Source organism: Serratia sp. (in: enterobacteria) (genome assembly GCF_052400455.1).
Classification (GTDB): domain Bacteria; phylum Pseudomonadota; class Gammaproteobacteria; order Enterobacterales; family Enterobacteriaceae; genus Serratia; species Serratia ureilytica.
Genome location: NZ_CP185812.1, coordinates 2,185,068 through 2,207,845 on the forward strand (window position 1 = coordinate 2,185,068; position 22,778 = coordinate 2,207,845).

The 22,778-nt window shown below is 61.0% G+C and carries 23 protein-coding genes; 7 read left to right on the forward strand and 16 right to left on the reverse strand.

The window, feature by feature from the left end; all coding sequences use genetic code 11:
- Positions 1-150 precede the first annotated feature (150 nt).
- Positions 151-1,029 (forward strand): protease HtpX, encoded by an 879-nt coding sequence (gene htpX / locus ACORQT_RS10660; RefSeq protein ID WP_033652481.1) that lies wholly within the window; start codon positions 151-153, stop codon positions 1,027-1,029.
- A 338-nt stretch (positions 1,030-1,367) separates the two neighbouring features.
- On the forward strand, positions 1,368-2,075 hold the full coding sequence (locus tag ACORQT_RS10665; protein ID WP_164057538.1) for a hypothetical protein: 708 nt from the start codon (positions 1,368-1,370) through the stop codon (positions 2,073-2,075).
- A gap of 104 nt (positions 2,076-2,179) precedes the next feature.
- Here ACORQT_RS10665 and ACORQT_RS10670 read toward each other — a convergent pair whose 3' ends face one another.
- On the reverse strand, positions 2,180-3,574 hold the full coding sequence (locus ACORQT_RS10670) for an MFS transporter (RefSeq protein WP_089191607.1): 1,395 nt from the start codon (positions 3,572-3,574) through the stop codon (positions 2,180-2,182).
- A gap of 230 nt (positions 3,575-3,804) precedes the next feature.
- Between ACORQT_RS10670 and kdgR the strand changes: the two genes are divergently transcribed.
- Positions 3,805-4,596 (forward strand): DNA-binding transcriptional regulator KdgR, encoded by a 792-nt coding sequence (gene kdgR, locus ACORQT_RS10675; RefSeq protein WP_033642855.1) that lies wholly within the window; start codon positions 3,805-3,807, stop codon positions 4,594-4,596.
- Between the two features lie 45 nt (positions 4,597-4,641).
- Here kdgR and ACORQT_RS10680 read toward each other — a convergent pair whose 3' ends face one another.
- The 5 genes from ACORQT_RS10680 to phnR form a co-directional block, all read right to left on the reverse strand.
- Positions 4,642-5,445, reverse strand: coding sequence for an ABC transporter permease (locus ACORQT_RS10680; RefSeq protein ID WP_047026220.1), 804 nt, complete (start codon positions 5,443-5,445; stop codon positions 4,642-4,644).
- Positions 5,446-5,447: 2 nt separating this feature from the next.
- A complete protein-coding gene (phnU, locus tag ACORQT_RS10685; protein WP_164057537.1) occupies positions 5,448-6,311 on the reverse strand; it encodes a 2-aminoethylphosphonate ABC transporter permease subunit in 864 nt (287 codons plus the stop codon).
- A 1-nt stretch (position 6,312) separates the two neighbouring features.
- Positions 6,313-7,437, reverse strand: a complete 1,125-nt coding sequence (gene phnT, locus ACORQT_RS10690; RefSeq protein WP_072627753.1) for a 2-aminoethylphosphonate ABC transport system ATP-binding subunit PhnT — start codon at positions 7,435-7,437, stop codon at positions 6,313-6,315.
- A gap of 8 nt (positions 7,438-7,445) precedes the next feature.
- Positions 7,446-8,456, reverse strand: coding sequence for a 2-aminoethylphosphonate ABC transporter substrate-binding protein (locus ACORQT_RS10695; protein ID WP_164057536.1), 1,011 nt, complete (start codon positions 8,454-8,456; stop codon positions 7,446-7,448).
- 177 nt (positions 8,457-8,633) lie between these two features.
- Positions 8,634-9,353: a phosphonate utilization transcriptional regulator PhnR gene (gene phnR, locus ACORQT_RS10700; RefSeq protein WP_047026219.1), complete on the reverse strand. Its 720-nt coding sequence runs from the start codon at positions 9,351-9,353 to the stop codon at positions 8,634-8,636.
- A 152-nt stretch (positions 9,354-9,505) separates the two neighbouring features.
- On the opposite strand from phnR, the gene phnW reads away from it, so the two are divergent.
- The gene (phnW, locus tag ACORQT_RS10705) at positions 9,506-10,609 is read left to right on the forward strand and encodes a 2-aminoethylphosphonate--pyruvate transaminase (protein WP_164057535.1); all 1,104 of its coding nucleotides are present in this window, start codon (positions 9,506-9,508) and stop codon (positions 10,607-10,609) included.
- 9 nt (positions 10,610-10,618) lie between these two features.
- Entirely contained in the window at positions 10,619-11,428 is an 810-nt protein-coding gene (gene phnX / locus ACORQT_RS10710; RefSeq protein WP_164057534.1) for a phosphonoacetaldehyde hydrolase, read from the forward strand.
- A gap of 63 nt (positions 11,429-11,491) precedes the next feature.
- Here the strand turns inward: phnX and ACORQT_RS10715 are convergent, their stop codons facing one another.
- The 4 genes from ACORQT_RS10715 to ACORQT_RS10730 form a co-directional block, all read right to left on the reverse strand.
- The gene (locus tag ACORQT_RS10715; protein WP_047576041.1) at positions 11,492-12,883 is read right to left on the reverse strand and encodes an L-cystine transporter; all 1,392 of its coding nucleotides are present in this window, start codon (positions 12,881-12,883) and stop codon (positions 11,492-11,494) included.
- 186 nt (positions 12,884-13,069) lie between these two features.
- Complete coding sequence (locus ACORQT_RS10720; RefSeq protein WP_164057533.1) at positions 13,070-13,618, reverse strand: metal-dependent hydrolase; 549 nt, start codon at positions 13,616-13,618, stop codon at positions 13,070-13,072.
- Positions 13,619-14,039: 421 nt separating this feature from the next.
- The gene (gene hxpB, locus ACORQT_RS10725) at positions 14,040-14,705 is read right to left on the reverse strand and encodes a hexitol phosphatase HxpB (RefSeq protein ID WP_094142158.1); all 666 of its coding nucleotides are present in this window, start codon (positions 14,703-14,705) and stop codon (positions 14,040-14,042) included.
- Between the two features lie 64 nt (positions 14,706-14,769).
- Entirely contained in the window at positions 14,770-16,050 is a 1,281-nt protein-coding gene (locus ACORQT_RS10730) for an HdeD family acid-resistance protein (protein WP_046686946.1), read from the reverse strand.
- 185 nt (positions 16,051-16,235) lie between these two features.
- Here ACORQT_RS10730 and ACORQT_RS10735 point away from each other — a divergent pair, with 185 nt between their 5' ends.
- Complete coding sequence (locus ACORQT_RS10735) at positions 16,236-16,796, forward strand: YniB family protein (protein WP_025302601.1); 561 nt, start codon at positions 16,236-16,238, stop codon at positions 16,794-16,796.
- A gap of 35 nt (positions 16,797-16,831) precedes the next feature.
- Here the strand turns inward: ACORQT_RS10735 and ACORQT_RS10740 are convergent, their stop codons facing one another.
- From ACORQT_RS10740 to ghoS, 6 genes are all read right to left on the reverse strand, one after another.
- Positions 16,832-17,701, reverse strand: coding sequence for a fructosamine kinase family protein (locus tag ACORQT_RS10740; protein ID WP_033642864.1), 870 nt, complete (start codon positions 17,699-17,701; stop codon positions 16,832-16,834).
- 240 nt (positions 17,702-17,941) lie between these two features.
- Positions 17,942-18,796 carry a metal ABC transporter permease gene (locus ACORQT_RS10745; protein WP_033642865.1) on the reverse strand — a complete coding sequence of 285 codons (855 nt, stop codon included), beginning with the start codon at positions 18,794-18,796 and terminating at the stop codon, positions 17,942-17,944.
- On the reverse strand, positions 18,796-19,656 hold the full coding sequence (gene yfeC, locus ACORQT_RS10750) for an iron/manganese ABC transporter permease subunit YfeC (protein ID WP_016927980.1): 861 nt from the start codon (positions 19,654-19,656) through the stop codon (positions 18,796-18,798). The genes ACORQT_RS10745 and yfeC overlap by 1 nt, the downstream gene beginning before the upstream one ends.
- Positions 19,656-20,546, reverse strand: coding sequence for a manganese/iron ABC transporter ATP-binding protein (locus ACORQT_RS10755; RefSeq protein ID WP_033642866.1), 891 nt, complete (start codon positions 20,544-20,546; stop codon positions 19,656-19,658). Before ACORQT_RS10755 ends, yfeC begins: the two co-directional genes overlap by 1 nt.
- Complete coding sequence (locus ACORQT_RS10760; protein WP_108680601.1) at positions 20,543-21,487, reverse strand: metal ABC transporter substrate-binding protein; 945 nt, start codon at positions 21,485-21,487, stop codon at positions 20,543-20,545. The genes ACORQT_RS10755 and ACORQT_RS10760 overlap by 4 nt, the downstream gene beginning before the upstream one ends.
- Before the next feature lie 131 nt (positions 21,488-21,618).
- Positions 21,619-21,918, reverse strand: a complete 300-nt coding sequence (gene ghoS, locus ACORQT_RS10765; RefSeq protein ID WP_033642868.1) for a type V toxin-antitoxin system endoribonuclease antitoxin GhoS — start codon at positions 21,916-21,918, stop codon at positions 21,619-21,621.
- Between the two features lie 109 nt (positions 21,919-22,027).
- On the opposite strand from ghoS, the gene ACORQT_RS10770 reads away from it, so the two are divergent.
- On the forward strand, positions 22,028-22,693 hold the full coding sequence (locus ACORQT_RS10770; protein WP_004931439.1) for a transglycosylase SLT domain-containing protein: 666 nt from the start codon (positions 22,028-22,030) through the stop codon (positions 22,691-22,693).
- The last annotated feature ends 85 nt before the right edge of the window (positions 22,694-22,778 follow it).

The following is a 22,778-nucleotide window of genomic DNA, read 5'->3' on the forward strand; positions in this document are numbered from 1 at the left end:
TTGCCAAATCCCGGTCGCGCGTCGTTTTTGTAAAGTTTCGTATTTTTAGTAGGTTAATGGCGCGCAACTCTTGAAACTGTGACGAATGCCCATACGATCCAGGGTATCTGGACAGTGTTTTGTTAACATTTATGAGGAAGTAAACATTTTATGATGCGTATAGCTCTGTTCCTGCTCACCAACCTGGCGGTGATGTTGGTTTTCGGGCTGGTGCTCAGCCTGACAGGAATCCAATCCAGTAGCGTTCAGGGCCTGATGATCATGGCCGGTCTGTTCGGCTTCGGCGGCGCTTTCGTGTCGTTGCTGATGTCCAAATGGATGGCGCTGCGCTCCGTGGGCGGGGAAGTGATTGAACAGCCGCGTAACGAAACCGAAAACTGGCTGCTGGAAACGGTGCGCCGTCAATCGCAGCAGGCGGGCATCGCCATGCCGCAGGTCGCTATCTACCACGCGCCGGACATCAACGCCTTCGCCACCGGCGCACGGCGCGACGCTTCGCTGGTCGCCGTCAGCACCGGCCTGCTGCAGAGCATGAGCCGCGACGAAGCGGAAGCGGTTATCGCGCACGAAATCAGCCACGTCGCCAACGGCGATATGGTGACCATGACCCTGATCCAGGGGATCGTGAACACCTTCGTCATCTTCATTTCGCGCCTGATCGCACAGGTTGCCGCCGGCTTCCTGGGCAACCGCGACGGTGAAGGGGAAGGCAACGGCAACCCGATGATTTACTTCGCCGTGTCGATGGTGCTGGAACTGGTGTTCGGCATCCTGGCGAGCATCATCACCATGTGGTTCTCGCGTCACCGCGAATTCTATGCCGACGCCGGTTCCGCCAAACTGGTGGGCCGCGAGAAGATGATCGCCGCCTTGCAGCGTCTGAAAACCAGCTATGAACCGCAGGAAGCGGGCAGCATGATGGCGTTCTGCATCAACGGCAAATCCAAGTCGTTCAGCGAGCTGTTCATGTCGCACCCGCCGCTCGACAAGCGCATCGAAGCGCTGCGCACCGGTCAGTACCTGAAGTAATCGGCTGAATGAAATGAAAAACCCCGGCTTGCCGGGGTTTTTTTATGGCATGCCTGAACCGCTATTTCAGCGGCGGCGACGGATTCAACAATGAAATTCGGCAATGAATGGGGTGAGCGCTTCACCGAAGTTTGCGGGCGTTAATGCCGTGCAGCAGCGCCCGAAGTCCCTGAAGCCTACCTGCAAACCGCGTCTTTCGGCCTCTCAGCCTGGGCAGGCGCGGTGCCAGATCACCCGGTGAGAGGGCAAGCCGCATCGGGCCCGGTCACGACCGCCTGTTTGGCTTTGGAAGCACATGTTATATGCTCTGGCACAATGACATTTGTCCCTGAGGCCCTATGAAAATCAACCACCTTCCCTTACTCAACGGTGATGAGGTGCCGGCGCGCCTGGCCGCATTGGCTGGCGGTGTCGCCGATGCGGTTGCGGAATTGTTGAACCGGCATGATGACGATGATGAACCGCCGGTTATTCGCTGGCATTCAGGCGATCTGCGCCTGCCGGCGTTTTTCCCCGATGAGCACGACGGCCACGATTACGATTACCTGATCGTGGACGGCGATGTGATCGTGGAGGGATGCCTGGCGGTGTCACCGCAGCGAGAGGACGGCGGCATTGTTGTGCTGGGGCGGCTGCAGGCGGATACGCTGATTTGCTGGGGCGGACTGGTCGTGCGTGACGATGTCCGCATACGCCATGCCTATTGCAGCTCAGGAAACGACGGCGCGTTCGTGGTGGGGGGAGACCTGACCGCGCTCACCCTGGTAGAAACGGGGGAGTTTATCCATGTTCATGGCGACCTCGACGCGCGATGTCTCGCTTCGTTGCAGAACTTCGTTCAGGTTGACGGAGAGACGCGCTGCGACTGCCGCATCGACAGCGCGCAATCCGAAGATCTGATAAAGCGCATGTTCGCCCCCGGCCTGCTCAAGGCCTTCGAGGGGATGGATAACGACGGCCAACGCCTTGTTGGCTGGTATCCGGATGACGACGCCTATTTAGCCTGTTTACGACAAGGCCGCAGCCCGTTGAGGCGCGGCGACTGACGCCTGGCCTGCCATGCTCCCGGCACCGCACCCGACGCGGCCCGGCCGCCAGTGCTGGTCCCGTCGGTTTTACAATCGATGGGGGCTCGGCTCTTTTATGTGCGCTATTTCACCTCACGGCTGGGCTGCGCCGTTTGCGTCGTCGGTTGAGTGATACGCAGGCTGCTGACGGCCGCCGCCAGGGTGGCGAACACCCCAGCCAGGATCAGTGAAGCGTGGGTGCCGGAGGTCGGGAACAGGTTGAACATCAGCGCCACCAGCGCGGCTCCCGAGGTTTGTCCCAGCAGACGGGCAGTGCCCAGCATGCCGCTGGCGCCGCCGCTGCGGTTGCGCGGCGCGGCGGAGATGATGGTGTGGTTGTTGGGCGACTGGAACAGGCCGAAACCGGCGCCGCACAGCACCATGCGCCAGATGATGTCCATATTCGACGGCGCCGCGGGCAGCAGCGCCAGCGAGAACAGCCCGAGCGCGAACACCGCCAGCCCGATGCACCCCAGCAGGCCGGCATGCACGCGTTCCACCAACCGGCCGGCGATCGGGGCCATCACCACGATCGCCAGCGGCCACGGCGTCAGCAGCAGCCCGGTCGCCACCTCGTCGCGGCCCAATGCGCTTTGCAAGAAGAACGGCAGCGACACCATCGCCAGCATTTGCGCGGCAAACGAGCAGATTGAGGTGCCCATCGACAGGGCGAAGATCGGAATGCGCAGCAGATCGACCGGCAGCAACGGAAATTCCTGGCGCAGCTGGCGGCGTACGAACACCGCGCCAATCGCCAGCAGCGCGGCGATCTCGCTGAAGATCAGCGTCAGGCTCTGGCCCTGGGCGAAGCCGCTGATGGCGGTGATCAGCAGGCCGAAGGTCAGCGCGTTCAGCACGGCGCTGGTGGGATCGAAACGGCGGTTATCGCTTTTTTGGCCGTTGGCCGGCAGGAATTTCATCCCCAGCAGCAGCGCGACGATGCCGATCGGCAGGTTGATGGCGAACAGCCATTGCCAGGACGCGACCGACAGGATAGCGGCCGCCACCGTCGGCCCGGCCGCCGAGGAGCAGGCGACGATCAGCGAGTTGATGCCCATGCCGCGGCCGAGAAAACGCTGCGGGTAGATGATGCGGATCAGCGCGGTGTTGACGCTCATGATGGCGGCGGCGCCAAAGCCCTGCAGCACGCGGGCGATGGTCAGGGTGAGCAGCGAGTCGGACAGGGCGCAGAACAGTGAGGTGATGCTGAACACCAGCAATCCAGCCTGATAGATGCGGCGATAGCCGACCAGATCGCCGAGCGACGCCAGCGACAGCAAAGAGACGGTGATCGCCAGTTGATAGGCGTTAACCACCCAGATGGAACTGGCCGGACTGGCGTTGAGATCGCGCGCGATGGTGGGCAGCGCCACGTTGGCTATCGCGCCGTCGAGCACGGATACGGTAATGCCGAGGGCGATGGCGAGGATCGCCCCATAGCGTTGCGGGACGGGGAGGCCGTCGGAACAAGGACGCATGCAGGTCTCAGCGGTATTTATTCAGGAGAGTATTATCATGCTAATCATATTCGCCTGCGATTGCATGCCCCTTGTCCGCTTAATTGTAAACGGCGGTGAGCGGCAGGCGGTTATTCATTTGGCTTCAATCGCTTAGCCTTCAGCTGCGTTGCGCGTCGCGATCTGTTCCGATTATACTGAAACCCTTGTTTAAATTTCCTGAAACAAAACCGTTAAGTAGGGTATTCGCCATGGCTAACGCAGATTCAGACAAGCAACCGGATGCCGTCTCATCCGTGATGAAAGTGTTCGGCATTTTGCAGGCGCTCGGCGATGAGCGCGAGATAGGCATTACCGAACTGTCCCAGCGGGTGATGATGTCTAAAAGCACCGTCTACCGGTTTCTGCAGACCATGAAAGCGCTGGGTTACGTTTCACAGGAGGGCGAGACGGAAAAGTATGCGCTGACGCTCAAGCTGTTCGAACTGGGCGCCAAATCGTTGCAGAACGTCGATCTGATCCGCAGCGCCGACGTGCAGATGCGCGAGCTGTCGAATCATACCCGTGAAACCATCCACCTCGGCGCCCTGGACGAGGATGGCATCGTCTACATCCATAAGATCGACGCGATGTACAACCTGCGCATGTATTCGCGCATCGGCCGCCGCAACCCGCTGCACAGCACCGCCATCGGCAAGGTGCTGCTGGCCTGGCGCGAGCGGGATGAGGTGGCGCAGATCCTGTCGCAGATTGAATTTACCCGCAGCACCGAGCATACCCTGACCAGCGCCGCCGAACTGTTGCCGGTGCTGGATCGGGTGCGTGCGCAGGGATACGGCGAAGATGCCGAAGAGCAAGAAGCGGGGATCCGCTGCATCGCGGTACCGGTCTTTGACAGGTTCGGGGTGGCGATCGCCGGGCTGAGCATCTCTTTCCCGACGCTGCGCTTTTCCGAAGCGGCGCGGGAGGAGTATGTGGCGTTGCTGCACGTCGCCGCCCGACGCATTTCCGAACAGCAGGGCTATCACGACTACCCGTTCTGACCTGCGTTTCGATGAGCAAGGCGCCGTCATGACGGCGCCTTGCTGTTATTTCGCGCCGGGCGTCAACCGCTGAGAAATCCGCTCCAGCACCAACATCAGCACCAGCGTGGCCGCCACCAGGATCATGGTCAGCGTTGCGCCATTGGCGATGCTGCCGCGATCGGTCAGACTAAAAATGGTGACCGGCAGCGTCGCCCAGCTCGGCGGGTAGATCATCATGGTCGCGCCCAGCTCCCCCATCGACAGCGACAGGCTGAGCGCGAAGGCGGAGATCATGTAGGGGGCGATCATCGGCAGGGTGACGTGGCGCAGGCGAAACAGCGGCGAAGCGCCCAGGCTCGCGGCGACGTTCTCGTAGTCGTCAGGCAGCCGGGTCAGCCCGGCCATGACGTTGCCGAAGGTAAAGGCGGAAATCAGCACGAAGTGGGCGGCGGGCACGATCAGGAAGGTGCCGTTCATCTGCAGCGGCCCCTGGCTGAACGCCACCAGCATCCCCAAACCGATAGAGACCGAAGGCACCGCGCTGGGAATGAAAAACAGCGTGCCCAGCAGCCGTCGGCCGCGTTCAGGCACGTGGCGCAGCGCCAACGCCGCCCAGGTGCCGCACAACAACGCGAACAGGCTGGCGCTGAAACCGATAGCCAGACTGGCGATCAGCGCGTCCCAGGAGGCGCCGCTGAACGCCTGGCGGAAGTGGCTGAGGGTGAAGCCGCTCGGCAGCACGCCGCTCCACTGTTCACTGAGGCTGGACATCAGGATCACCGCCAGCGGCAGGCAGAAGAACAGGGCGAACAGCGTGACCGCCAGTGTGCAGGTCAGGGTGCGTCCGGTGCGAGACCAAATCAACATCGTCAGTTCCTCAGCCCGGCGCGCGCCGCGGCGTAGCGGTAAAGGGAGAACAGCCCGAGCGACAGCGCGATATTCACGACGGCGATCGCGCAGGCGACGGCGTAGTCCGATTCCAAAATCGCTTTGGCGTAGACCATCATCGGCAGCGTGGTGACGCCCTTGGCGCCGATAAACAGCACGATGCCGAACTCATTGGTGGTCAACAACAAACACAGGCTGCCGCCGGCCAGCAAGGCCGGCAGCGCGGCCGGTAAAATCACCTGGCGCACCACCCGTCCCGGCCGGGCGCCGAGGATGCTGGCGGCCTCGAGCTGGCTGCGGTCGATCTGCGACAGCGCCGCCATCAGTGGGCGCATCACCAGCGGGGTAAACACGGTGATTTCCGCCAGGATCACCCCCCAAATGGAGTAAAGAAAATCCACCGGCGGCAGGGTGAAACCAAAGGTCGCCATCAGCGTGCCGTTCAGCAGGCCGGCGGAACCGTAGATGAACGTGAAGGCCAGCGTGATGAGGAAGGTCGGCATGGCGATAAAGGTATCGATCACCCGGGCGATCAGTCGGCTGCCGGGGAACGGCGTGAACACCAGCAGCAGCGACAGCAGGGTGCCGAGCACCAGGCAGCCCAGCGTCGCCAGCAGCGCGATCTGCAGCGTGTTGAGAAGGGCGCCGACAAAGCGGCGTGATTCGAACGCCTGTTGCAGCGCGGCGGCGCTGAACAGCCCCTGGTCGTCGGTAAATGCCTGTTTGATGATCAACGCCAGCGGGTAGAAAAACAGCGTCGCCAGCGCCAGCAGCGGCAACAGGATCCACAGGCGGCGCGGCAAACGCAGCCGCTGGGCCGGGCGAGTAAGCGTAGAGTCGGTCATGTCAGTCCTCGATCAGTACTGCATCGTCGGGGGCGAAATAGAGCGGCACGCGTTCGCCGATCTGCGGCATCCGGCTGCGATGGGTGGTGACCACGCGCAGAGGATGGCCTTGAACGTCGAACTGCAGGTGCGTCAGTTCACCCTGCCAATGAATATCGCGCAGCGTGCCGATAAGGCAGTTGCTACGCTGGGCGTCGGCATCGAGCGCAATATGCTGCGGCCGGATGCACAGCAGCTTGTCGAAGCCGCGTTGTGCGCCGTAGGTGAAACAGCCGATCACTTTGCCGGCGCAGCTGACGGTGGTCATGCCTTGCCCGGTGGTGGTCTCCAGCGCGGTGGCCGGCAGCAGGTTGGCGCGGCCGAGAAACTCGGCGGCGAAGCGGTTCGTCGGATGGTGGTACAACGCGCGGGTTTCGCCGTGGGCGATCAGGTGGCCGTCGCGCATGATGCCGATCTTGTCCGCCAGCGTCAGCGCTTCGCCCTGATCGTGGGTGACGTACAGGATGGTCAGATCCGGCAGCTCGCGGTGCAGGCGGGCGATCTCTTCCACCATGCTGTGGCGGATTTGCGCGTCCAGCGCCGACAGCGGTTCATCCAGCAACAGCACTTTGGGGCGCACCGCAATGGCGCGGGCGATCGCCACCCGCTGTTGCTGGCCGCCGGAAAGCTGGCTGGGATAGCGCCTGGCGTAGGCGGACATGCCGACGATGGCCAACGCTTCTTCGACGCGCTCGGCGGTCAGGCCGCGCGGCTTGCCCTGGGCGCGCAGGCCGAACGCCACATTGTCTTCGACGCGCATATGCGGAAACAGCGCATAGTTCTGCACCACCATGCCCAGGCCGCGTTCATAGGGCGGCACGTCGGTGACATCGATATCGCCGATGGCGATGCGTCCGGCGGACGGCTGCACGAAACCGGCAATCGCTCGCAGTACGGTGGTTTTGCCCGAGCCGGAGGGGCCGATCAGCGCCAGCACTTCGCCGGGCGCGATGGTGAGCGTCAGGGGTTTCAGCACTTCGGTGCCGCGGTACGACACGCTGACGCGGTCGAGCTGAATGCCCGACGGCCCGGCGATGTCCCGGCTGTTATCCCGCGCCTCAGCGCGGGAAGCGAGAAGAGAAGGCATGGTCAGCGTCATTCTGTCACCTTGTGCCAGCGGGAAATGTCGGCGGACAGGCTGCTCACCACCTGATTCCAGTCCGGCGCCCAGATATCCACGCCCTGCAGCGCAGCCTGCGACTGCCTGAAGTTATCGTCGGTCGGGGTCACGTCTTTACGCACCGGCATGCCGTAGGAAATGGCGCTGACGCTGCTCTGCGCCTCTTTGCTCAGCAGGAAATCGATCAGCTTTTTGCCGTTGGCGCTTTGCGGCGCGCCTTGCACCAGGCCGATGTAGTAAGGCAGCACCAGCGTGCTGCGCTTGCCGTCCGGCCCGGCCGGCCAGAACACCTTCACGTTCGGGTTGCTGCGCATCTGCGCCAGGTTCATCTGCAGATCGCCGTTGGCCACCAGCAGCTCCCCTTTATTGACCAGCGCGGTCAGCTTGCCGGTGGAGGCGGAAGGGCCGACGTTGTTGCTTTGCAGCTTGCCGAGGTAGTCGAAACCGGCGTCTTTGCCGCCGAAGCTGTGGAACGCCTGCAGCATCACCGCAGTGCCGTCACCCGCCTGGCCCGGCGTGGAGTACTGCAGCTTATTGCGGAACTGCGCGTCCAGCAGCTGTTGGTAGCTGGCGGGCGCCTGCGGCAGCAGTTTGGCGTTATAGATGAAGCTCAGGTAGTTGTTCACCAGCGGCACGAACTGCGGTTGCGCATCGGCGATTTGCGCGGCCGCCTGCGGGGTAAAGTCCTGTAGCAGTTTTTCCGCCGCCGCGCGTTGAATGAACGGCGGCAGCGTCACGAGCACGTCGGCCTGCGGGTTGCTGCGCTCTTTCGACAGGCGTTCCACGATGGCGCCGGAGCCGCCTTCGACGTACTGCACCTTGACGCCGGTCGCCTGGGTGAAGGCGTCGAACTGCGTTTGATACCAGCTGTGATCGCCGTCGTGCAAACCATCGGCGGAGTAGACGGTCACCACCGCCTCGGCGGCCCAGAGCGGCGCGGCGCCGAGTGCGATGGCGGTCATCACGACCAGTCGAGAAAGTTTCATAGCTTCAGCCTCACTGTTACGGGTTAATGCGAAACTGGTATACACCAGGTATGCGGCCACGCTAATCGGCGAATATGACAAACAAATGAAATCAGCAAAATTTCATTGCCGGAAACGGGGAGGACGACGCGGGAGAGAAAGGCGGGCCTGCGTGCGCAGGCCCCGTTGGGCAGGGGATTAAAGCGTATCGACTTCGATGCGCAGGCTGTCGTGGCGCCAGTATTCGATATCGAAATCGAGAATGCGGCCGTGCTGATCGTAATTCAAGCGGCGCAGCAGCAACGCGGGCAGGCCGACCATGGCGCCAAGCGCGTTGGCGGCGCGATAAGGCAGGGCGGTCGGGTAGAACGACAGGTGCATGTTGCTGTAAATCAAATCGTAATGCTGCTGATAAACCTCGGTCAGGCTGCCGTTGAGATCGTGGCTGAGCAGTGCCGGCACCCGTTGCGGCAGGCAGTGGTTCTCGCAATAGCAGATGGCGCGGCCGTCGGCATAGCGCACCCGGCGCAGCAGATACACCTGATCGAACGGTTCGAGCGCCAGCGGTTGCATCACGTCGAGCGGCACCGTGGTTTTTTCGCCGGACAGCAGCGCGGTGCGTGGCGTGCGCCCTTGCTCCTGACAGAGACGGTGGAAGTTGGTGTTTTGCGTCGGATCCAGCCACAGCCGCTCCGGCGTGACGAACCAGCCGCGACGATCGGCGCGGTAGATGGCGCCGGTGGCTTCCAACTGCGCCAGGCTCTCGCGGATGGTGACGCGGGTGGTGGAGAAGATGGCGCACAGCTCGCGCTCCGAAGGCAGCTTGTCGCCTGCCTGCAGCGCGCCGCGGGTGATGCGCGCCTGAAGCTGATCCTTGATCTGCAGATAGTGGGGCATATCGCCCGGATGTTCTTTCATTTCATCTCGCTATGGCATCGGCCTGGCATTCCGGCCCGCTTATTATACATAGCCAGATGAATTTTTTGTTTCACCGCGCTTTGCCGTTTGACCTGGGAAGGAATTTGCCGCCACAATCAGCGTAATCTGGTATAGACCAATAGGTGAATAACATGTCCGACCGTAACTACCTGCTGTTGACCCCCGGCCCGTTGACCACGTCGAAAACGGTGAAAGAGGCGATGCTGTATGACAGCTGCACCTGGGATGAAGATTACAACCTCGGCGTGGTGCAGCGCATTCGCCAACGGTTGGTGGCGCTGGCGACGCCGTCCGCCGGCTATACCTCGGTGCTGCTGCAGGGCAGCGGCAGCTTTGCGGTAGAGGGCGTGCTGGGCACGGTCATCGGCCCGCACGACAAGCTGCTGATCGTCAACAACGGTGCCTACGGGGCGCGGATGATCGAAATGGCGCGGCTGATGGATATTGACCACCACGCTTTCGACTGCGGCGAGGTCAATGAGCCGGACGTGGCGGCAATGGAGGCGGTGCTGAAAAGCGATGCGCGCATCAGCCATATCGCCATGGTGCACTGCGAAACCACTACCGGCATGCTCAACCCGCTGCAGAAAGTCGCCGGCCTGGCGGCGCGCAACGGCAAGACTTTCATCGTCGATGCCATGAGCAGCTTCGGCGGCATTCCGTTGGATGTGGACGCGCTGGGCATCGATTTTCTGATCAGCTCCGCCAACAAATGCATTCAGGGCGTGCCGGGCTTCGCTTTCGTCATCGCCCGCCGCAGCGAGCTGGAGAAATGTGCCGGCCGTTCACGTTCGCTGTCGCTGGATCTGTATGCCCAGTGGCGCTGTATGGAAGACCAGGCCGGTAAATGGCGCTTTACGTCGCCGACCCACACCGTGCTGGCCTTCGCGCAGGCGCTGAAAGAGCTGGAACAAGAGGGCGGTATCGCCGCGCGCCACCACCGCTATCAGACCAATCAGCGTCGGCTGGTGGCGGGTATGCGCGAGCTGGGCTTTGAGACCCTGCTGGACGATGCGCTGCATTCGCCGATCATCACCGCGTTCTATTCGCCTGAGGCCGACACTTACCGCTTCGCCGAGTTTTATCAGCGCCTGAAGCAGCAAGGGTTTGTGATCTATCCCGGCAAAGTGTCGCAGAGCGACTGCTTCCGCATCGGCAACATCGGGGAAATTTATCCGCAGGATATCGAACGCTTGCTGGCGGCCGTCGGGCAGGCGATGTACTGGAATCAATAAGGATTGACCATGAAACAGATCAACGCAGTGATCCTCGACTGGGCCGGCACCACGGTGGACTTCGGCTCCTTTGCGCCAACGCAGATTTTCGTCGAGGCGTTCAAGCAAACCTTCGATATCGACATCAGCCTGGCGGAGGCGCGCATTCCGATGGGGCTCGGCAAATGGCAGCACATCGAGGCGCTGGGCAAACTGCCGGCGGTCGACGCACGCTGGCGGCAGAAGCTGGGCCGCTCGATGAGCCATCAAGACATCGACGCGCTGTATCAAGCGTTTATGCCGCTGCAAATCGCCAAAGTGGTCGACTTCGCCGATCCCATCGAGGGCGTGCCGCAGGTGATTGCCGCTCTGCGTGAACAGGGCATCAAAATCGGCTCCTGCTCCGGTTATCCGCGCGCGGTGATGGCGGTGCTGGCGCCTGCCGCGGCGCAGCGCGGCTACGCGCCGGATTACTGGGTCGCCACCGACGATCTCGCGGCCGGCGGGCGACCGGGGCCGTGGATGGCGTTGCAAAACGTGATTGCGCTGGGCATCGATGCGGTGACGCATTGCGTGAAGGTGGATGACGCGGTGCCGGGCATTGCCGAAGGGCTGAACGCCGGGATGTGGAGCGTCGGGCTGGCGCTGTCCGGCAACGAGTTTGGCGCGACCTGGCAGGAGTATCGCCAAATGCCGCAAGGGGAGATCGAGCGCCGCCGCACGGCCGCCGCCGATAAGCTGTACGCGGCGGGCGCGCACTATGTGATAGACACGCTGGCGCAATTGCCGGGTGTGATCGCCGATATCAACCGGCGGCTGGCGAACGGCGAGCGGCCGTAACGACCGAACGCAGGGCATAAAAAAACCGGGGATCATCCCCGGTTTTTTCGTTCGCGGAAGGCGTTAACGGTGAGCCAATTCGACTTCGTCTTCGCTGTCCATCACGGCTTTGTCGGTTTGCTTCATCAGTTGGCTGGTGATGGTGCCCGCCGCCATGGAACCGTTGACGTTCAGCGCGGTACGGCCCATGTCGATCAGCGGTTCGACCGAGATCAGCAGCGCGACCAGCGTCACCGGCAGGCCCATCGCCGGCAGCACGATCAGCGCGGCGAAGGTGGCGCCGCCGCCCACGCCCGCCACACCGGCGGAGCTGAGGGTGACGATGCCGACCAGGGTGGCGATCCACACCGGATCCAGCGGGTTGATGCCGACGGTCGGCGCAACCATCACCGCCAGCATCGCCGGGTAGAGGCCCGCACAGCCGTTCTGGCCGATGGTGGCACCGAACGACGCCGAGAAGCTGGCGATGGATTCCGGCACGCCCAGGCGGCGAGTCTGCGCTTCCACGTTCAATGGAATGCTGGCGGCGCTGGAGCGGCTGGTGAAGGCGAAGGTGATTACCGGCCACACCTTGCGGAAGAACTTCATCGGGTTCACGCCGGTGAAGGCCAGCAGGATGGCGTGTACCACGAACATGATGGCGAGACCGATATAGGAGGCCACCACGAAGCTGCCGAGCTTGACGATGTCATGAATGTTGGAGCCGGCGACCACTTTGGTCATCAGCGCCAGCACGCCGTACGGCGTCAGCTTCATGACCAGACGCACCAGCTTCATCACCCAGGCCTGCAGGGTATCGATAGCCACCAGCACGCGCTCGCCTTTCGGCTTGTCGTCTTTCAGCAGCTGCAGCGCCGCCACGCCGAGGAAGGTGGCGAAAATCACCACGCTGATGATCGAGGTCGGGCTGGCGCCGGTCAGATCGGCGAACGGGTTTTTCGGGATGAACGACAGCACCATCTGCGGCACGGTCAGATCGGCCAGTTTGCCTACGTAGTTGGTCTGGATGGCCGTCAGGCGCGCGCTTTCCTGCGCTCCCTGCACCAGGCCTTCGGCGGTCAGGCCGAACAGATTGGTGACCAGCACGCCCACCAGCGCCGAGATCAGCGTGGTGAACAGCAATGTGCCGATAGTCAGAACGCTGATTTTGCCCAGCGAAGAGGCGTTATGCAATTTGGCGACCGCGCTCAGGATAGAGGCGAAGACCAGCGGCATGACGATCATTTGCAGCAGTTGCACATAGCCGTTGCCGACGATGTTGAACCAACTGATGGATTCTTTCAGTACCGGGTTGTCGGCGCCGTACACCAGCTGCAGCCCCAGACCGAACACCACGCCGACCACCAGGCCGACCAGCACTTTTTTCGCCAGGCTCCATTGCTTGTGGCGGGTTTGCGCCAGCAGCAAAAGGAGCGCGACAAACACCAGCACGTTAATCACGAGCGGAAGATTCATCCCCAATATCTCCAATAATCTTTCTTATATAAAAACGACTACGCACCATTAGGTGTGTCGCGATGTAAATATCGTAACAGTTTGCCGAGGGGCCTACTTATATCCAAATGGAATTTAATATAGCTTTTTGTGTGATTTTGTTCGTTTTATATACACATGGGTGATGGGTTGAGCGATTTTTTGTGATCAGGGTCTAATATTTCTGATTTGCTCTACGTAGGATTGCACCGGGAGGGTGAAATCACCTTGCCAGCAGATGGCAAACGCCACCAGGCAGAGGCACAGCACGCGCTCCAACTGATTGCCTTTTTGCGAGTTGAGCAGCGGCAGGCGAAAACGCCAGCGGCACGGCCACAGCAGCGGTACGCCGGCGGGCGTGAGCATGTCGGCCAGCAGATGGCTGAAGTAACCGATGATCATGGCGTGCAGCGCGTCGGCCGGGATCGGCCAACTGCGCGGCACATCCAGCTGGAACAGCGCCATGCCGCCGGCGATCGCCAGCAGGCTGTGGGTGAAACCGCGGTGGCCGAAGGCGCGGGCGATGGGAATGGCGATCCAGCGCAGACGCTGGCCCAGCACCGACTTGGGGTGATCGATGTCCGGCAGCAGTGAGGTCAGCAGCGCGGCGGGTATGATGTGCCACCAGTCGCCGGTAGCCAGCTCTGGCGTCACTTCCGCCTTCTTGGCGAAGATCGCGCAAGCGACAGAGAATATAAGGTGTCCTTCCGCGGTCATGCTGTTGCGATTCCGACTGGTAAACTGTTAATTTATCCAGTATATGGGAAAATTCCCAGTAGTGGAAGCAGTTACCCTGTAACCAATTGTTTATTTTTCCCTGTTTTACAACGGCTTGTTACGGCAATGGGTAACAAAGCATCGATTTTGACGCGCGAGAACAAAAAGCGGGCGATGGGGGGCGTATGGCGGTGAGAAAAAAGACGGTTGCTCGGCGTGTGGCGGGAGGAAGCGGCGGCCTTGAACCGCGCTGCGTGGCAGTGACAACGCGCCGCGGGCCGTCGCTTTCCCTGCCATGCAGCATAATGAGAACGTCATGCCAATTCAATAAAATGAAACGGTGTTTCGTTTGTTTTGCGGTGTGGATCCCTTTTATGACGCAGAGCGGCAAACCCAGGGCGCCGATGGCCGGCGCCGCAGGTCAGGCAAAGTGGGCGGGGGTGAGCTGTTCCAGGGTGTCCAGCTTGTGGTCCGCCAGCGCCCAGCGCGGATCGTGACGGTATTCGGCTGCCGGGATCACGATGGAACGCATGCGTGCGGCCTTGGTGGCGATCATGCCGTTAAACGAGTCTTCCAGCGTGATGCAGCGCAGCGGATCGCTGCCCAGGCGTTCGGCGGCGATCAGGTAGACCTCCGGGTGCGGCTTGCTGTACGGCAGGTATTCGGCGGAAACCAGCTGATCGAAGTAATCCTCAAGCTCGAACATCTTCAGCACCTGCCGTTGCATGTGCAGCGGCGAGGCGGAGGCGAGACCGATGTTCAGCCCCTGGCTGCGACACAGCTCCAGCGCCTGCTGAACGCCCGGCAGCAGCGGACGCGTCTCGTGCACCAGCTCGATGGCGCGCTCGATAATCCGCGCCGACACCTCATCAAGCGAAACCCCTTGCCACGGCATCGCCTGATACCACATCTTCACCACCAGATCGATGCGCAGCCCCAGCGTGTCCGGCAGCTTGTGACGGTCGGACAGATCCAAACCCAGCGCGCCGAAGATATCCAACTCAGCCTGCAGCCACAGCGGTTCCGAGTCGATCAACAAGCCGTCCATATCAAAAATTGCGGTTTCAATGCGTTGCGAATAAGCCATTAACGGTTAACTCCTGCCGGCGCGGGTGAATGTGCCCGACACTTTATCATCGCCGGTGACGAGACTAAAACCTTTGCCTGCGCGTTTGGCTTTTGCCAAAACGCAGGATATTCCACACCTCGCGCAATTTTAGCCACCAGCGCTGGTGTTGACGCTCGGTGACCTGTTGCAACATGCGTGCGTAGTCCAGCACCAAACCCGGCGTCCAGGTCATGCTTTCGCCGCGGCTGCGCAGTACCGCCAGCATCCACAGGTTGGGATCGAGCACCAGCAACAGAAAGCGGCGCCACAGATGTTTATCGCCCAGCACGCCTTCCAACGCGCTGTCGAGCGCGCCGATGACCGTGGTGGAGCAGTTGCGCCGGGTCAGATTGTAGGTGGCGTCCTGCCGATAACGCAGCCAGAATGCGCGCAGCGCCGCCGGGTTATAGCGGTAGAATTGAATTTTCTTGTCCGGGGGGCACCAGGCGGCGATCTCGCCCGCCAGGTCGGGCAGGAAACGCCCGTCGACGTTGTTCTGTTCGCCGGCATGCAACAACTGGCGGAAATCCTGAACGGAATGGCTGATGTCGTTGAGCGGGTAGTGACTGATATACACATCCGGCGCGAGCGCCAGGGCGGCGTGACCGGTGGAGATATTGCCGCCGCCGTCGACCGCCGCGATGTATCGGTCGACGATGTAACGCCGGCGCGGATCTTTAGCCGCACCAATCGGTGTCCAGACATACACCGTGAGCGGCGCAGTCTCATCCTCCGGGTGCGGTGGCTGCCGCGCGGGGTGCTGATTCAGAGAGAAGCTTGTCAGTCTCCGGGCGATACGCAATAAGGCCCAGCCGGAAAGCACCATCATCACGCCGAGGCAAAAGGGCACCGTCATCCGATGCGGCGCCGGCCAGCCGACAAAAATCATCAACGAAAGCAGGATCTCGCCGCTGCCCGCCAGCGCCACGCCTTTCCATCGACTGTGTTGAATCACCGTGGAGGAGGCGATGCGCACGGCGCCGTCAAGCAGCAGCGCGCTGCCAAACACCACGGTGGCGACGATGTTATCGTCTGCGGGCACGTCCAGCATTAAAAAGGCCATAAAGACAAAACCCAATCCTTTCAGCAGCACCGGCCTGCTGGCCGAAGAGCCGATCACCAGCGCGGCGGATACCGCCACCAACCCCTCCAGCGCCAGGATGACCGCCAGCGCATCCAGCGCCAGCACCGACCGGCCATCCTGCAGGATGTCGAACAGCATCAGCGCCCCTGCGGCTATCCACAGCCAACCGAACAGCACCAGCAGACGGCGCTGACCGTGCAGCGCCTGCGCGCCCAGCAATAAGATAATCAGTCGAATCATGGCGGCCTCTGCCCGAATGGATAACGTTATCTCTTCAATGATAGTGTGCCGGCGCGGTTAAGTTTTTGATTTCGACTAATTCGGCTAAGCTTGTAGCACAGCGGGAGTGAAGAAAACGGTGGGCGAGTTTCGCCAACAGCAGGTAGACTTAGCCGATTCGGTTACGTCGCTAACAAGGGGAACACATGACGTATCAACAGGCCGGGCGTCTCGCCATTTTGAAACGCATTCTCGGATGGGTGGTTTTTATCCCGGCGTTGCTGTCGACGCTGATTTCCGTGCTGGGTTTTATCTATCAGCACAGTGAAAAAACCAAGGGCATCAACGCGGTGATGCTGGATTTCGTCCACGTGATGGTGGACATGGTGCGTTTCAACACGCCGTTCCTGAACCTTTTCTGGTACAACTCACCGGTGCCCGACGTGGATAAAAGCCTGTTCAGCGGCGCCAATCTGATGTTCATCATCATCTATATTCTGATCTTCGTCGGGCTGGCGCTGCAGGCTTCCGGCGCGCGCATGTCGCGTCAGGTCAAGTTCATCCGCGAAGGGTTGGAAGACCAGATGATCCTGGAGCAGGCCAAGGGCAGCGAAGGGCACACGCGCCAACAGCTTGAGGAGCGCATTACGCTGCCGCACCACACCATCTTCCTGCAGTACTTCCCGCTGTACATCCTGCCGATCGTGATTGCGGTGATCGCCTGGTTCGTGATCCGCCTGTTGGGGCAGTTGGCCGGCGCGGCCTGAACCATGAACGGGGCGCCGCTCGGCGCCCCGGAACGTTATGACGCTTCGGGCTGCAACAGCGCCTCCACCGCGCGTTGGGCAGCCACCAAATGCTGGCCGCCGAACAGATTGCTGCGGTTGAGCAGGTAGTACAGCTGATACAGCGGCTGGCGTTCGATAAATCCGGCCCCCAGCGGCCACACGCTCTGATAGCCGTCGTAGATCTGCGGCGGCAGCTCCGGATACAGCGGCAGCATCGCCAAATCGCACTCTCTGTCGCCCCAGTAGCTGGCCGGATCGAACAGTATCGGCCCGTTGGCGGTCATCGCGCAGTTGCCCGGCCACAGGTTGCCGTGCAGCAGGGAAGGCTGCGGCTGGTGGTGCTGCAAGCGCAGATACACCCGATCGACGATGTCGTCGATGTCGCCGAAGGTCATGCCTTTTTCCGCCGCCAGCTGCAGCTGCCAGCCGATGCGCTGCTCGGCGAAGAATTCCGACCAGCGGCGTTGCCAGGCGTTGGGTTGCGGGGTGGTGGTCAGATCGCTGTCGAAGTCGAGACCGAACTGCGGTTGCTCGCTCCACTGGTGCAGATGCGCCAGTTGTTGCCCCAGGCAGTAGGCGCCATGGGCGTCGAGGGGTTTCAACTGCTGATACTCCAGCAGCAGGAAGCTGTAGTCGCGATCGCTGCCGACGCCGTACACTTCCGGCACCCGCACGCTTTTGCTGCGCGCCAGCAGCGCCAGCTGATCGGCCTCGGCGGTGAATATCGGCAGTTGTTCACGGGCGTCGCATTTCACGAACACCTCGTTGTCACCGTAACTCACGCGCCACGCCGGGTGAATGTCGCCCCCGGGCAGTTCAATCCTTTCGCGTATCTCTGCGCTGCCAAGATGTTCACTTAACAGACGGCTAACGGCTTGCCACATGGTATTTCCCCCTCTGTGCTGCCTGATAATTCATTAGGTTAGCGTCTTTCCCGTGGTGAAAACACGACGCGGCGCACAGCCGGCGTCAAAGGCGGCGATTTTTTCAGCATCCCGCCAGCTCACAGTATATACCCTATTGATTAATTTAAGCGCAATACCGGTTGCAACTTGATGACAACGGATAAGGGGGCAGAGGAAACAGGATGCGGCGGAGAGCGCCGCCGCATCAGAGGAGGGCGTTTAACTGTCGCCCAGGGCGGTTTGGTTACGCTGTAACGGACGCAGTTTACCGTACAGTAAGGCGATAACGAACAGCACGGCCTGTACAATGACGATGCAGGGCCCGGTTGCGCCGTCGATGTGGAAACTGATCAGCGTGCCGAGCACGCAAGAGAACACCGACACCACCGTCGCCACCATCAGCATGCGATCGAAGCGGCGGCACAGCATAAAGGCGATGATGCCGGGGGCGATCAGCATGGCGATCACCAGGATCACCCCCACAGCCTGCAGCGAGGCGACGATGGTCATCGCCAGCAGACACAGCAGCCCGTAGTGCAGCAGCTTGACCGGCAGGCCAATCACCCGCGCATGGTGCGGATCGAAACAGTAGAGCATGAAGTCTTTGCGTTTAAGCAACACCACCGCCAGGGTGAAGCCGGCGATCAGCAGGGTTTGCTTCAGCTCGCCGTCGGTGATGCCCAGCATGTTGCCGAACAGAATGTGGCTCAGGTGCTGGTCGGTGTCGATGCGCGAGAACAGCACCAGGCCGAAGGCGAACATGCCGGAGAAAACGATGCCCATCACCGTGTCTTCTTTCACCCGGCTGTTCTCTTTCAGGTAGCCGGTGGCCACCGCGCAGAAGATGCCGGAGAGGAAGGCGCCGATCGCCAGCGGAATGCCGATGACGAACGCCACTACGATGCCGGGCAAGACGGCGTGCGAGATGGCGTCGCCCATCAGCGACCAGCCCTTGAGCACCAGATAGCAGGAGAGCACGGCGCATACCACGCCGGTGACGATGGCGGCGACGATCGCCCGCTGCATGAACGGGTAGGCGAAGGGTTCGCTGAGCAGTTGGTAGAGCGTGTCCATCAGCGGCCTCCGGTTGGTGACTGTGCTACGCGACGTTTTGCCGCCAGCAGGCCGTGTTTCGGCGCGAAGCAGAACGCCGCCAGGAACACCAGCGTTTGCAGGGTGACGATCACCCCGCCGGTGGCGCCGTCGAGGAAGAAACTCAGGTAGGCGCCGATGCCGCTGGTCAATGCGCCGATGATGATGGCGATGATCACCAGCCGGCTGAAGCGGTCGGTCAGCAGATAGGCGGTGGCGCCCGGCGTGATCACCATGGCGATCACCAAAATGGCGCCGACGGTTTGCAGTGCGGCGACGGTGCAGGCGCTGAGCAGGGTGAAGAACAGGATCTTCAGCTTCAGCGGCGACAGGCCGATCGACACCGCGTGGCTTTCGTCAAAGAACACCGCCAGCAGATCTTTCCACACCAGGCACAGGATCAGCAGCGAAACGCCGATGATGATTTCCACTTGCAGCACGTCTTCGTCGGCGATGCCGAGGATATTGCCGAAGATGATCGACTGTACGTTGACCGAGGTGGGGTTGAGCGACACGATCAGCAGGCCGACGGCAAAGAAGGTGGAGAAGATAAAGCCGATGATGGCGTCTTCGCGCAGCCGGGTGATGTGGCGCACCAGCGTCATCGCCAGCGCCGCCAGCATGCCGGTGAAGAAGGCGCCGGCGGCGTAGGGCAGGCCGAGGGCATAGGCGCCGGCCACGCCGGGCACCACCGAGTGCGACAGCGCATCGCCCATCAGCGACCACCCTTTCAGCATCAGGTAGGCGGACAGAAACGCGCAGGCGGCGCCGACGATGGCGCTGACCCAGATGGCCTTCACCATGTAGTTATAACTGAAAGGTTGCAGCAGAAGGTCCAGCATCAGGATTGTTTCTCCCTGGCCTGACTGTTGGCAGGCGGATCGCTCTTGGTGTGGCCATAGAACACCGCCGGGCGTTCATCGTCGGTCAACACCGTGACGGTGCGCGGATCGTTGTCGTCGTGCAGATCCGGGCCGGAGAGGTTGATATGGCGCAGCACGCCGCCGAACGCCAGCTCCAGATTACTCTGGGTGAAGGTGGTTTCGGTCGGGCCGGCGGCCAACACCGTGCGGTTGATGAGGATCACCCGATCGCAGAACTCCGGCACGCTGCCGAGGTTATGGGTGGAAACCAGGATTAAATGCCCCTCGTCGCGCAGCGAGCGCAGCAGATCGATAATGGCATTCTCGGTTTTCACATCCACGCCGGTGAAAGGCTCATCCAGCAGCAGCACCGTGCCCTGCTGCGCCAGGGCGCGCGCCAGAAACACGCGCTTCTTCTGACCGCCGGAGAGTTCGCCGATCTGCCGGCCGCGCAGCTCGCTGAGGCCGACGCGCTCCAGCGCCTTGTCGACCCGCAAGCGATCCTCGCGCGACGGAATGCGCAGGAAATTCATCTTGCCGTAGCGGCCCATCATCACCACGTCTTCCACCAGCACCGGGAAGTTCCAGTCGACGTCTTCGGTTTGCGGCACGTAGGCGATCAGGTTCTTTTTCAGCGCGTCCGCCACCGGTTTGTCGCTCAGCGACACCCGGCCGCTGGTGGGCTTGACCAGCCCCATAATGCTTTTGAACAGCGTCGATTTACCGCTGCCGTTAACGCCCACCAGCGCGCAGATAGAACCGCCGCTCAGGGTAAAACTGGCGTTATGAATGGCGGTGTGCCCGTTGTTGTAGGTCACGGTGACGTCGTCCACGCTCAATTCAGGGCGGACAAACAGCTCATGGGTCATTGATCGAATCCTTTGGCGATGGTTTGCACGGTGGTGTTAAGCAGATCGATATAGGTCGGCACCGGGCCATCGCGGGTGGACAGCGAGTCCACGTACAACACGCCGCCGTATTTGGCGCCGGTCTCTTTCGCCACCTGCTTGGCCGGCTTGTCGGAAATGGTGCTCTCGCTGAACACCACCGGAATATGGTGGGCGCGCACCGCGTCGATCACCCGGCGGACCTGTTGCGGCGAGCCTTGCTCATCGGCGTTGATCGGCCACAGATAGACTTCTTTCAGCTGATAGTCCTGCGCCAGGTAGCTGAAGGCGCCTTCACTGGTCACCAGCCAACGCTGCGCGGCCGGAATGCGCGCCAGGCGTTCGCGCAGCGGAGCGTCCAGCGCGCCGATTTTCTCTGCGTAGGCCTTGGCGTTGCGGTTGTAGGTTTCCGCATTGGCCGGATCGTGCGCCACCAGCGCTTTGCGGATGTTTTCGATATATACCAGCGCGTTGCTCGGTGACATCCAGGCATGCGGGTTCGGGTTGCCGTTATAGGGCCCTTCACGGATCGGCAGCGGGGTGATGCCTTCTGTCACGACTGCCGCCGGCACCTGCTTGATGTTCTCGAAGAAGCGCTGGAACCAGCGTTCCAGGTTCATGCCGTTCCACAGGATCAGGTCGGCGTGCTGCGCTTTGACGATATCGCGCGGGGTGGGCTGGTAATCGTGGATCTCGGCGCCCGGTTTGGTGATGGATTCCACGACGGCGGCGTCACCCGCCACGTTCTGGGCGATATCCTGAATGATGGTGAAAGTGGTCACCACGCGCAGCTTTTTTTCCGCCAGCGCGGGTTGGCTGACCAGAGCGGCGCCGAGCAGCAAACAGGCGAGCGTGAAGGGGCGTAACAGTGCGGCAGCGCGGGGAGGGCGACTGCGACGAAAAGCGCAAGTTATCAATGGCATGATGACGTCTCCTGGTTCAAATGAAAATGATTATCAATATCAATTGAAGCGAAGTCAAGCGTCACTTGCCCACCGCCGACGGGGCTATTTCTCCAACTGAAAAATAATACCGTCCGGGGAGTTATAGCATTTTATGTATCAGTATGTAACCGCTGAAGGTAGTCCTTACAGGTGCAGATCGCCACCTCCGGCTGTTTTCCCAACGCCAACTGCCCGAACCCCTGCGCAAGTCGCTGCACATCCTCTTGATCCAGAACGGTTATGAACGCAAAACTGTTGCTGCCGAGCTCATGATGAACGCCATTTTCGTCTGTCACCGACGTGACAAAACCTTCACGGGTCAATTGCCCGGTCAGCTTGGCCAGGTCGGTCAGTCCCGCTTCCTGATAGCGAAAAGTCACCACAAAGCAGCTTGTTGCAGATTGACTCATAAATCACCTCTTGGTATATGGATAGCTTGAGATTAGTCCAAAAAATTACTGCAGGTGTCCTTACAAGTTGTATATGCTACGCAACTCATTGAAAGGAGTGAGGGATTCTGTGAAAACAAAAATAGGTTGCCTTACGGCAATTTTGCTTTTGTCGGGGTGCGCCAAAGACCCGCAAACGGCGAGCAATATTTCAGGCAGTGGCACAACGCGCGGCGGTTGGTTAAAACCCCCTCCGCAGGCACCGGTAAACCGCACAGGCACCCCGGTTGCTTATAACGATTACATTCGTCAGGCCGCCAGCAACTACGGCGTCGACGAAACGCTGATTAAAGCGATTATTCAGGTGGAGTCCGGGTTTAACCCGAACGTGGTCAGCACCTCGAACGCAGTGGGATTGATGCAGCTGAAGGCTTCTACCGCCGGCCGCGACGCCTATCGCATGAAAGGACGAAGCGGGCAACCCAGCTCGCGTGAGCTGAAGGATCCGGCGGTCAATATTGATCTGGGAACTGCCTATATCAATATTCTTCAAAGCCAGCAGCTAGCCGGGATCAACAACCCACAGACTTTGCGTTACGCCACCATCGTTTCGTATGTGAACGGGGCGGGCGCCATGTTGCGCACTTTCTCCTCGGACAAGCGCGTGGCGGTTAATCGCATCAATCAGATGAGTCCGGATGAGTTTTATCAGCACATCCAGAAAAAGCACCCGGCACCGCAGGCGCCGCGCTATTTATGGAAAGTGACCACCGCTTATCAGGCGATGTCGCAGTAATCCCATCCTTTGAATCGGCCGCCGAACGCGGCCGATTTTGTTTTCGGCGTCAGTTTTTAGCGCGACCCGCCTCTCATTTTTCGTT